An 11,601-nucleotide genomic window follows, 5' to 3' on the forward strand; every position below is an offset into this window, starting at 1 on the left:
ACGGGGGCCCGGGCCGACCGGGCCCCGTCGTACCGGCGGTGGTGCGGCGGTTCAGCCCGGATAGACCGGAGCCGTCCCCGGCTTGACGACCTTCTGCCACTGCGCCCCGGCCGACAGCCGCACGATGCCGTCCTCCGAGTAGGCCACCAGCGGCAGCCGCTCGTCCTCGGAGGCCGCGATCTGCTTCACCCCGGTCAGCGAGGGCGGCGCGTTGCCCGCGGGCACGGAGCCGTCGACCTGCACGTAGCGCATCTGCTGCACCCCGCCCGACTCGCGTCCGACCACCACGAGCCGGCTGTCCCCGGCCCAGGACATGGCCGTGACCTCCTCCAGCTGCGGAGTGACGGACCGCAGTCCGAGGATCGACACGGCACTGTGACCGTCGGCCCCGCGCTGCCGCTCGACCCGCCCGATCTGCAGGGAGGTCTTGCCGGCCTTCTGCACGATGAGCGCGATCCGCACACCGTCGGCCGCCACCCGCACCGCTTCGATGCGTCCGTCGAGTTCCGGTGTGCTCACCTCGATCGGCTGGCCGGCGCCCTTCTCCAGCACCACGAGCCGAGGGTGCTTCGGATCGCGGTCGGCCACCCACAGGTCGCCGCCGCCGTCCCAGCTCGGCGTCGTCAGCCGGTCGTCCTCCGACAGGCCCTGGCTGGTCAGCACCGGGTTCCCGAGAGGGGTGCCCGGCTCCAGCGGCCCGACGTAGAGATACTGCCCGTCGGCCGAGACCCCGGCCGCCCGGTCCTCGTCACGCGACACGGCGGCCGCGCGCAGCTTCTTCTCCCCCTCGCCCAGGGCCCCCGGCGCCGGGTCGAACTGGTTGGAACTGCTGCCGCTCGGCAGCCGGACCAGCCGCTGCTTGCCGTCGATGAAGTACTCGTACTCGGACCGCTTGGCCGTGCCGTGCGAAGCGATGCTCTCGGCCCGGCTCTCGTCCAACTCGCACAGCTTCCTGCCGTCGGAGCGCTCCAGCTCGACCTGGTTCACACCCGTCGGTGTCAGATCCTGCAGCGTGAACAGCAGTTGCGCCGCCATCCGCGAGCACTGTGTCCGACCGACCCGGTCCGCGTTGTCGTTCAGCGGCACCGTCAGCTTGTTCTGGTCGTCGGGCGACAGCGAGGTGACGTCCTTCCTGAGCGCCGTCCCCGGGGGGAAGCTCGACGTCGCGACCGGGTCCAGCCAGCGCGTGGGGCCCTTCAGCAGCGCCCGGACCGTCGATGTGACGGGGTCCACCTTGCTGCGCACGTACACCGGGTCGGCGACGGTGGTCAGCTGTCCACCCTCCGCGGCGGGCACGTTCGCGGCGTAGTAGTACTTGTTGACCGACACATAGTTGCGCTGGAAGTCGGACCTGCCCATCACCACGCCCTGCGGCAGCGCGTCGATGCGCCACTGGTTGGTCTTCTTCTGCAGCGTGAGGTGCACCGTCTGGCTGTACGTCCCCGAGTCCGGCGCATACGCGTGCTGGGCATCCACGACGGCGAACTTGCCGCCCGTCAGCGTGTACGAGTAGTCGTCTTCCGCCTCGCGGATCCTGCTGTGCTCGGGCACGGGGTTCGGCCCGTCGGACAGCACCGTGGTGGACTGGTCGGGGTGCCAGGTGCGCGAGGCGCCGGAGGTCAGATACTCACGGGCCGTCTCGTACTGCGGGTCGTCACTGGTCAGCGCCTCCAGGAAACCCTGCACGATCTCCGCGGGCCCGGCGTTCTCCCGCGGCGGCATCGCGAACACCCGGACCTGGGCGTCCTGCCGGGGCGTCGACTCGACCCCGCGCAGATCCCCGCTGTCCGGCATCGAGGCACACCCGGCCAGCAGTACGGCACCACAGCCGACAAACACGCCGGTGCGCGGCGCACGCCACCGCCTGCCCCCCTCAGCGCCCACGAACTGCCTCCCCTTGCTCACTCACTCGTGCGGTCCGTCGCCCCACGACGGGTCCTGTGTGCTGTCTTCCCGGTGCCGCACGGCCCCGGTGGGCCGCGACACCACCCGCGCGCCGTTGCCGGGCAGCGCGGTCGGGTCGGCCGTGGGCGTCACGGCGGCCATTCTCGGCGCGATCGAGGCCCGCTCGCCCGTGGGCTGTACGGGCACCGTGGCGAGCTTGCCCGAGCCGCCCTGGGGCTGCCCGGCCTCGTTCAGCCCGCGGTTGCGCCGCGAGTCCATGGGCTCCAGGGGTATCGGGGAGCCCCGCAACGGCTCGTCCGCGGTCCGCGGCAGCGTCAGCCGGAACTGCGAACCGCCGCCCGGCTCGCCCCACGCCTGCAGCCAGCCGCCGTGCAGCCGGGCGTCCTCCAGGGCGATCGACAGCCCCAGGCCCGTACCACCGGTGGTACGCGCGCGTGCCGGGTCCGCCCGCCAGAACCGGCTGAACACCCGGGTCGCCTCGCCCGGCTTGAGACCCACGCCGTAGTCCCGTACCGCGATCGCGACCGCGCCGCCCGCCGCGGCGAGCTTGACGATGACGTCCTTGCCCTCGCCGTGCTCCACCGCGTTGACGACCAGATTGCGCAGCACCCGCTCCAGCCGCCGGGCATCGGCCTCAGCGACGACGGGCTGCTGGTCGCCGACGACCCGTATCTGCGTGCCCTTGCGCTCGGCGAGCGGCTCTGCCCCGCTCACCACCCGCCGCACCACCTCGCGCAGGTCGATCGGCTCGGCCTCCAGGGCCGCCGCGCCCGCGTCGAAGCGGCTGATCTCCAGCAGGTCCGCGAGCAGTGACTCGAAACGGTCCAGCTGATCGGCGAGCAGCTCCGCCGACCGCGCGGTCACCGGGTCGAAGTCGACGCGCGCCTCATGGATGACATCGGCCGCCATCCGCACGGTCGTCAGCGGCGTACGCAGCTCGTGCGACACGTCCGACACGAACCGGCGCTGCATCCTCGACAGGTCCTCCAACTGCTGGATCTTCAACTGGAGGTTCTGCGCCATCTTGTTGAAGGCCTCGCCCAGGCGCGCGATGTCGTCCTCGCCGGTGACCTTCATACGTTCCTGCAGCCGCCCGGCGGACAGCCGTTCGGCGATGCCCGCCGCCATCCGCACGGGGGTGACGACCTGGCGCACCACGAGCCAGGCGATGGCCCCGAGAAGCACCACGACGAACAGCCCGGCGGTCGCCAGGGTCCCCTTGACCAGGCTGAGCGACTTCTCCTCCTGGGTGAGTGGGAAGAGGTAGTACAGCTGGTACGGGTGTCCGTTCGGGTCGTTGATCTGCTTGCCGATGATGAGCGCGGGCTGTGGATCGCGGTCGCTGTCGGTGTAGACGATGCGGGTGTAGCTCTGGGCCACCCCCATGCCGGAACCGACGCGCCGACGCAGGTCCTCCGGCACGCTCTGGCTGGGGTCCACGCCACCCGACGCGCGCGGCCCGAGCCCCCGGTTGTCGCCGCTGTCCACGGCGGTGGTGCTCAGGGTGACCACGTCGAAGGCGCCCTGGCCACCGCTGGAGAGGGACTCGACGAGATCGCTCATCCATCCGCTGACGTTCTGCACCGGGTAGTTGCCCGTACCCGAGTTGTCGTCGCCGCTGGCGCTGACCGCGCTGTCCGCCTTCTGCCCGGCGACCGTGAAGCCGCCGACGGCCTGGCTCTGGGACGCCTTCACCTTGGCGTCGAGCAGACCGTTGCGCACCTGGCCGATGACGACGAAGCCCAGCAGCAGCACGACGCCCAGGGACATCAGCAGCGTCGTGACGACAATCTTGAGCTGGATGTTGCGCCGCCACAGCCGCATCACGGGCAGCAGCGGACGGCGCACCCAGCGCATACCGAGCCGGAGGACCGGGCTGCCCTGGACTCCGCCCTGCAGCAGCCCGCCCTCCATCAAGCGTTCCCACCCGGAGCCCGGCGTGCGCCGTCCGACAGGCCGCTCCGGGCGGGCCCCCGACCGGCCGGGGGCCGAAGCGGCACTGTCCCGCGGCACGTCAGCTCGGTCCTGCCTTGTAACCGACGCCACGGACCGTCACCACGATCTCCGGACGCTCCGGGTCCTTCTCGACCTTGGAGCGCAGCCGCTGGACGTGCACGTTGACAAGACGGGTGTCCGCCGCGTGGCGGTAGCCCCAGACCTGCTCCAGCAGGACCTCGCGCGTGAACACCTGCCACGGCTTGCGCGCCAGCGCCACCAGCAGGTCGAACTCCAGCGGCGTCAGGGCGATCGAATGCCCGTCCCGCTTCACCGAGTGACCGGCCACGTCGATGACGAGGTCACCGATCGCGAGCTGCTCGGGCGCCGGCTCCTCGGACCTGCGCAGCCGCGCCCGGATCCGGGCCACCAGCTCCTTCGGCTTGAACGGCTTCACGATGTAGTCGTCCGCACCCGACTCGAGGCCGACCACCACATCCACGGTGTCGCTCTTGGCGGTGAGCATCACGATCGGCACACCGGACTCCGCCCTGATCAGGCGGCACACCTCGATACCGTCCCGTCCGGGCAGCATCAGGTCGAGCAGCACCAGATCGGGCTTGGTCTCGCGGAAAGCGGCCAGCGCCTTGTCGCCGTCAGCTACGAAAGACGGCTCAAAACCTTCACCACGCAGCACGATGCCGAGCATCTCGGCCAGTGCGGTGTCGTCGTCGACGACAAGGACTCGTCCCTTCATGGCCCACATCATCCCATTATCTAAATTGTTACCTGGCGTGAGCTGTCACACAGCGCAGCGAGTGCATCGGCCGTCACAGGAGAGACGACGCCCTTCTCGGTGACGATCGCCGTCACGAGCTCGGGCGGCGTCACATCGAACGCCGGGTTGTACGCCTGGGTCCCCAGGGGTGCCACCGGTATCCCGCCTCCCGCTTCCGCTCCCGCCACCGGCACCCGGGGGGCGGTGACCTCCGTCACCTCGTGCCCGGGCCGCTGCTCCACCTCGATGGACGCCCCGTCGGGCGTCCCCGGATCCACCGTCGTCACCGGCGCCACCACGATGAACGGCACATGGTGATACCTGGCCAGAACAGCGAGCGGATAGCTCCCCACCTTGTTCGCCACCGAACCATCGGCCGCGATCCGGTCCGCCCCGATCAGTACGGCGTCCACCTCGCCCGCCGCGAACAGAGAACCGGCCGCGTCGTCCGTGAGCAAGGTGTACGCCATCCCGTTGCGGGCCGCCTCGTACGCCGTCAAACGAGCACCTTGCAGCAACGGACGCGTCTCGTCCACCCACAGCCTGCGCAACCGCCCCGCCCGGTGCGCCGCGAGCGCCACCGCGAACGCCGTCCCCTCGCCGCCGGACACCAGTGCCCCCGTGTTGCAGTGGGTGAGCACGCGGTGCCCGCCGCCCGGCAGCAACTCGTCCAGCAGGGCCAGACCGTGCCGTGCCATCCGCGCGCTGGCCTCGGCGTCCTCCTGGTGCAGGGCCCGCGCCGCGGCCAGTGCCGCCTCCGCGGCCTGCCGCAGTTCCCCGTCGCCGGCGAGTGCGGCCCGGTACGCGGCCTGGGCCCTGCGCACACCGACGGCGAGGTTCACCGCGGTGGGCCGGGCCCCCGCCAGCGCGGCGGCGGCCTCGTCCACGTCGAAGCCGCGCGCGGCGGCGAGCGCCACACCGTAGGCCCCGGCGATCCCGAGCAGCGGCGCCCCCCGCACGGCGAGCGTGCGGATCGCGTCCACCAGCGCCGACGGGTCCGTGCAGACGAGTTCGACCTCCTCGGCCGGCAGTCTCCTCTGGTCGAGAAGGACCAGTACGGGCCCTTCGGGCGGCTCGTCCCAGCGGATCACGGGTATGTCCGTCGACTGGTTGTCCTCGCCTGGTCGCGCGTACTGATCAGCCATGCGGTCAGTCTGCCCCGTATCCCGCCGACAATTGAAGGTGTACAGCCCACACCACCCCTGGTCCCTCGCCGGACACAGCGTGGCACGATGTCTGCCAACTCGCCGCCGCGTCCGCGGAGCGGGCACCGTGAAGGAGCGACGATGAATGACACTCCGGGCTGGGCATCGCCCGGATCCGCCCCCTCCGACAGGGAGCAGCCGGACGCCACCGGCGCGCGGCCCACGGAGCAGTCCGCGGACCAGAGCCGCGGCGATCAGCCGCAGCCGCCGACGCGGTGGTCCAAGGAACAGCCCCCGTCCGGACAGTGGAGCGCTCCGCACGCCCAGATTCCCGGCCAGTCCCCGCCGCTCCCGCCCGGAGCGGGCTGGGGCGGCGGCTCGCCGGCCGGTCCCGGATACGGGCCTCCGCCCGGCTACGGGGCTCCTGGCGGCGGCTGGGGCGGCCCCGGCCGCGGTCCTGGAGGCTGGGGCGGGGCCTGGGGCCCGCCGCCCGCCGCCAAACCCGGTGTGATCCCGCTGCGCCCGCTCGGCGTCGGCGAGATCCTCGACGGCGCGGTCTCCACCATGCGCACCCACTGGCGCGCGGTCCTCGGCATCTCGCTCGGCGTCTCCGTCCTGACGGAGATCGTCACCATCCTGTTCCAGAAGCTCGTCCTCGACGACCAGGCCACCAGGGACACCCTCAGCGACCCCAGCTCCTCCGCGCGCGAGGTGGGCCGGGCCATGGGCGGGGTGCTGCTGAGCTCCGGCGGGGTCTTCCTGGTGACCCTGCTCGGCACCATCGCCGCGACCGCGCTGCTGACCACCGTCACCAGCCGGGCGGTGCTCGGCAGGTCGGTGACCATCGCGGAGGCCTGGCGCGACGCGCGCCCGCAGCTGCTGAGGCTGTCCGGTCTGACGCTCCTGCTGCCGCTCATGGCCCTGGCGATCCTCACCGTCGGCACGGCACCCGGCATCCTCGTCGCGGTGTTCGGCTCGCCCGCCGCGGGCGTCGCGCTGGCCGTCATCGGCGGCCTCGGCGCCATGGTGGTCGACATATGGATCATGATGCGTTTCTCGCTCGCCTCGCCCGCGCTGATGCTCGAGAAGCAGAGCATCCGCACATCGATGAGCCGCTCCTCCCGGCTGATGCGCGGCGCGTGGTGGCGGGTCTCCAGCATCCAGGTACTCGCCCAGATCATCGCGAGCATCGTCGGATCGATCGTCGTGATCCCCTTCGCCGTCGTCGCCGCGGTCCTCAGCGGTGACGGCATCAGCAGCTTCATGGGCAGCAGCGGCGCCGGCGCCGGCTGGACGTTCCTGATCATCACCGGCATCGGCTCGGTGATCGGGCGCACGCTCACCTTCCCGATCAGCGCCGGCGTGACCGTGCTGCTCTACATCGACCAGCGCATCCGCCGCGAGGCCCTCGACCTCGACCTGGCCCGTGCCGCCGGCGTCCAGGGCTACGGCGCCGGCACCACCGCCACCCCGGGGAGCTGATGGGGTGAGTCCGACGGGGGGAGTGTGGGCGGTCGCCCCGGTGCTGTGGCGCTCGGGCGACCAGCCACCGGTGACGATCCCGCGCGATCCGGCGCGGGAGGCGGCCCGGCGTGAGCTGGCCAAGCGGATGTACCACGAGAACGACCCCAGCCTGCTGCAGCGCGCCCTGAACGCGTTCTGGGACTGGGTCGGCGGCCTCCTGGACACCGCGTCCACCGCGGCGCCGGGCGGCTCCGTGGGCCTGCTCGTCATCGTGCTGGCGGTCCTGGCGCTCGTCGGAGCGCTGTGGTGGCGCCTCGGCACCCCGCGCCGCCTGCCCACCTCGTCCGCCACCCTCTTCGAGGACCGGCCCAAGAGTGCCGCCGAGCACCGCGCGGCCGCCGAGGCACATGCCGCCCAGGGCCACTGGAGCCAGGCCGTCCAGGAACGCATGCGTGCCGTCGTCCGCTCCCTGGAGGAACGCGCGCTTCTCGACGTACGCCCCGGCCGCACCGCCGACGAGGCCGCCACCGAGGCCGGCCGCGCCCTCCCCGACCACGCGAACCGACTCCACGTCGCCGCCCGGGACTTCGACGACGTCACATACGGCGGCCGGGCCGCGGACGAAGGAACGTACCGCCGCCTCGCCTCCCTCGACGACGACCTGGAGCGCACCAAGCCCCAGCCCGCCGACAGCACCCCAGGCCCAGCGCCCGACGCCCACCACGGAGCCGCCGGATGACCTCCGAAGCCACGCTCCCCACCACCTCCGCCTCGCCCACCGCCCGCCAGCTGTGGACCCGGTCGCGCGGCGTCCTGCTCGCCGTCGTGCTCCTCCTGGTCGGCGCCGTCGTGATCGCCGTCGTCCGCTCCAGCGCTCATCACGGCCGTCTCGACCCGCGCTCGGCGGACCCCTCCGGCAGCCACGCCGTCGCCGCGCTCCTCGCCGAACGGGGCGTCTCCACCCGGGTTGTCACCACGCTCGACGAGGCCCGCACCGCCACCGCGCCCGACACCACCCTCCTGCTCGCCGCGCCCGATCTTCTGACGCGCCATCAGCAGGACCGTCTGCAGGAGGCCACGCGCGACTCCGGGGGCCGGACGGTGCTGGTCGCGCCCCGGACCTCGCTCGACGGCCTCGCCCCGGGCGTCTCGGCGGACCCCGCGCCCGGCTTCGAATCGCTGCTGGACCCCGGCTGCGCGCTGCCCGACGCCCGGCGCGCGGGCAGCGCCGACATGGGCGGGTTCCGCTACCTGGCGGCCGTCGCCGACGCCGACCGCTGCTACCCCAGTGACGGCCTGCCCACCCTGCTGCGGCTCCCGGCCGCATCCGGACGCGGCGACACCGTCGTCCTCGGCGCACCCGACATCCTCTACAACAGCCGTCTCGACGAGCAGGGCAACGCCTCCCTCGCCCTCCAACTGCTCGGTTCCCGCTCCCATTTGGTCTGGTACCTCCCCTCGCTCTCCGACACCTCGGCCACCGACTCGGGCCGGCGCAGCTTCTTCGACCTGCTCCCCTCCGGCTGGCTGTGGGGCGCACTGCAGCTCTTCATCGCCGCGGCCGTCGCCGCCCTGTGGCGGGCACGCCGACTGGGCCCGCTCGTCCACGAAAACCTCCCCGTCGCGATCCGCGCCTCCGAGACCGCCGAAGGCCGCGCCCGCCTCTACCGCAAGGCGCGCGCCCGCGACCGCGCGACCGCCGCTCTTCGCTCCACCACCCGCACCCGCCTCGCCCCCCTCGTAGGCATCCCCCTCGCCCAGGCGCACGCGCCCGAGGCCCTTCTCCCCGCGCTGTCCGCCCATCTGCGCGACGACGGACAGCCCCTGCACCCGCTCCTCTTCGGCCCGCCGCCCGGTGACGACGCGGCCCTGATCGCCCTCGCCGACCAACTCGACGCCCTCGAAAGAGAGGTACGCCGTCCATGATGGACCCGACCACTGACAACGCCGGGAGCACCGGGGACCCGAGCACCGTCCGGGCCTCCCTGGAGGCCCTGCGCGCCGAGATCTCCAAAGCCGTGGTCGGCCAGGACCCCGCAGTCACCGGCCTCGTCGTCGCCCTTCTGTGCCGCGGCCACGTCCTCCTCGAAGGAGTGCCCGGGGTCGCCAAGACCCTGCTCGTCCGCGCCCTTTCCGCGGCCCTCGAACTCGACACCAAGCGGGTCCAGTTCACACCGGACCTGATGCCCAGCGACATCACCGGTTCCCTCGTCTACGACGCGCGCACCGCCGAGTTCTCCTTCCAGCCCGGACCGGTCTTCACCAATCTGCTCCTCGCGGACGAGATCAACCGAACCCCGCCCAAGACCCAGTCGTCCCTCCTCGAAGCCATGGAGGAACGCCAGGTCACGGTCGACGGAAACCCGCGCCCGCTCCCGGAGCCGTTCCTGGTCGCCGCGACCCAGAACCCGGTCGAGTACGAGGGCACCTACCCCCTCCCGGAAGCCCAACTGGACCGTTTCCTACTCAAGCTGACGATCCCTCTCCCGTCCCGCCAGGACGAGATCGACGTCCTCGCCCGCCACGCCGCCGGCTTCAACCCGCGCGACCTGCGTGCCGCCGGCATACGTCCGGTGGCGAGCGCCGCCGACCTCGAGGCGGCACGCGCCGCCGTCGCCAAGACGGCGGTGTCCCCCGAGATCACCGCCTATGTGGTGGACCTCTGCCGCGCCACCCGTGAGTCCCCGTCACTCACCCTCGGCGTCTCGCCCCGTGGCGCGACGGCGCTCCTGGCCACGTCCCGCGCCTGGGCCTGGCTGACGGGCCGTGACTACGTCATCCCCGACGACGTGAAGGCCCTCGCCCTCCCGACACTCCGTCACCGGGTCCAGCTCCGCCCCGAGGCGGAGATGGAAGGCGTGACCGCGGACTCGGTCATCAACGCGATCCTCGCCCACGTCCCCGTGCCCCGCTGATGGCGCTCACCGGACGAGCCGCACTCCTCGCGGCACTCGGCACCCTCCCGGTCGGCGTCTGGGCACCCGGTTGGACGGGCGTCCTCGCCGTCAACGGCTCACTCGCTCTGGCCTGCGCCTGCGACTTCGCACTGGCCGCACCCGTACGCCGCCTCCGCCTGACCCGCTCCGGCGACACCTCCGTCCGCCTGGGCGAGACGGCCGACGTGACGCTCACCGTCACCAACCCCTCCGGCCGACCGCTGCGCGCCCGTCTCCGCGACGCCTGGCCGCCCAGCAGTTGGCAGCCCGGAACCGAAGTGGCCGCGTCCCGCCACCGTCTGACGGTCCCTCCGGGCGAACGCCGCCGGGTCACGACCCGTCTCACGCCGACCCGCCGGGGCGACCGCCACACCGACCGCGTCACGATCCGCTCCTACGGCCCCCTCGGTCTCTTCTCCCGCCAGGGCACCCACAAGGTCCCGTGGGCGGTACGGGTCCTGCCTCCCTTCGCCAGCCGCAAGCACCTTCCCTCCAAGCTGGCCCGCCTCCGCGAACTGGACGGCCGGACCAGCGTGTTGATCCGTGGCGAGGGCACAGAGTTCGACAGCCTGCGCGACTACGTCCCCGGCGACGACACCCGCTCCATCGACTGGCGCGCGACGGCCCGTCAGACCACGGTCGCCGTACGCACCTGGCGGCCCGAACGCGACCGCCACATCCTCCTGGTCTTGGACACGGGCCGGACTTCCGCCGGCCGGGTTGGTGACGCGCCACGCCTGGACGCCTCCATGGACGCGGCCCTGCTGCTGGCCGCCCTGGCCTCCCGGGCCGGTGACCGGGTGGACCTGCTCGCCTACGACCGTCAGGTGCGCGCCCTGGTCCAGAGCCGCGCAGCCCGTGAACTCCTGCCGGCACTGGTCAACGCCATGGCGACCTTGGAGCCGGAACTCATCGAGACGGACGCCCGAGGTCTGACGGCCACCGCGCTCCGCACGGCGCCGCGCCGCTCCTTGATCGTCCTGCTGACCACCCTCGACACGGCACCCGTGGAGGAGGAGCTGCTGCCCGTCCTCTCCCGCCTCACCCGGCGCCACACGGTACTGCTCGCCTCGGTCTCCGATCCGCACATCGCTCGCATGGCGACCGCGCGTGGGGACATCGACGCCGTGTACGAGGCCGCGGCGGCCGCACGGGCCCAGGCGGAGCGCACCCGCACGGCGGAACAGCTACGCCGTCACGGCGTCACGGTCGTGGACGCGGCACCGGAGGATCTGGCACCGGCTCTGGCAGACGCCTATCTGACATTGAAGGCGGCGGGCCGTCTCTGAGTGAGAGGACGAGAGGCAAGTGGGCCCTCTCCGGAGGTCCACCACTGAACGCCAAAACGCAGAAAGCCCCCGTGCCGAATGGCACGAGGGCTTTCTCAAAATTTGTTCGGCGGCGTCCTACTCTCCCACAGGGTCCCCCCTGCAGTACC

The 11,601-nt window shown here is 72.3% G+C and carries 9 protein-coding genes; 5 read left to right on the top strand and 4 right to left on the bottom strand.

The features are described 5' to 3' along the window. Positions 1–51: 51 nt before the first annotated feature. The 4 genes from AB0L95_RS24680 to mtnA are packed head-to-tail and all read right to left on the bottom strand — an operon-like array spanning position 52 to position 5,763. The gene (locus tag AB0L95_RS24680) at positions 52–1,884 is read right to left on the bottom strand and encodes an LpqB family beta-propeller domain-containing protein (protein ID WP_365164526.1); all 1,833 of its coding nucleotides are present in this window, start codon (positions 1,882–1,884) and stop codon (positions 52–54) included. Between the two features lie 21 nt (positions 1,885–1,905). Next, positions 1,906–3,918, bottom strand: a complete 2,013-nt coding sequence (mtrB, locus tag AB0L95_RS24685) for an MtrAB system histidine kinase MtrB (RefSeq protein ID WP_365164528.1) — start codon at positions 3,916–3,918, stop codon at positions 1,906–1,908. Position 3,919: 1 nt separating this feature from the next. After that, a complete protein-coding gene (gene mtrA / locus AB0L95_RS24690) occupies positions 3,920–4,609 on the bottom strand; it encodes a two-component system response regulator MtrA (RefSeq protein WP_365164530.1) in 690 nt (229 codons plus the stop codon). 8 nt (positions 4,610–4,617) lie between these two features. Continuing rightward, positions 4,618–5,763, bottom strand: a complete 1,146-nt coding sequence (gene mtnA, locus AB0L95_RS24695; protein ID WP_365164532.1) for an S-methyl-5-thioribose-1-phosphate isomerase — start codon at positions 5,761–5,763, stop codon at positions 4,618–4,620. A 141-nt stretch (positions 5,764–5,904) separates the two neighbouring features. Here mtnA and AB0L95_RS24700 point away from each other — a divergent pair, with 141 nt between their 5' ends. From AB0L95_RS24700 to AB0L95_RS24720, 5 genes are read left to right on the top strand one after another with little or no spacing between them, the layout of a single operon-like run. Next, complete coding sequence (locus tag AB0L95_RS24700) at positions 5,905–7,245, top strand: hypothetical protein (protein ID WP_365164534.1); 1,341 nt, start codon at positions 5,905–5,907, stop codon at positions 7,243–7,245. A gap of 4 nt (positions 7,246–7,249) precedes the next feature. Further along, complete coding sequence (locus AB0L95_RS24705) at positions 7,250–7,966, top strand: DUF4129 domain-containing protein (protein WP_365164536.1); 717 nt, start codon at positions 7,250–7,252, stop codon at positions 7,964–7,966. Then, positions 7,963–9,153, top strand: a complete 1,191-nt coding sequence (locus tag AB0L95_RS24710) for a DUF4350 domain-containing protein (RefSeq protein ID WP_365164538.1) — start codon at positions 7,963–7,965, stop codon at positions 9,151–9,153. The genes AB0L95_RS24705 and AB0L95_RS24710 overlap by 4 nt, the downstream gene beginning before the upstream one ends. Further along, on the top strand, positions 9,153–10,142 hold the full coding sequence (locus AB0L95_RS24715; RefSeq protein ID WP_365164541.1) for a MoxR family ATPase: 990 nt from the start codon (positions 9,153–9,155) through the stop codon (positions 10,140–10,142). Before AB0L95_RS24710 ends, AB0L95_RS24715 begins: the two co-directional genes overlap by 1 nt. Further along, a complete protein-coding gene (locus AB0L95_RS24720; protein WP_365164544.1) occupies positions 10,142–11,452 on the top strand; it encodes a DUF58 domain-containing protein in 1,311 nt (436 codons plus the stop codon). The genes AB0L95_RS24715 and AB0L95_RS24720 overlap by 1 nt, the downstream gene beginning before the upstream one ends. The last annotated feature ends 149 nt before the right edge of the window (positions 11,453–11,601 follow it).

Source organism: Streptomyces sp. NPDC052036 (genome assembly GCF_040680495.1).
Lineage (GTDB): Bacteria > Actinomycetota > Actinomycetes > Streptomycetales > Streptomycetaceae > Streptomyces.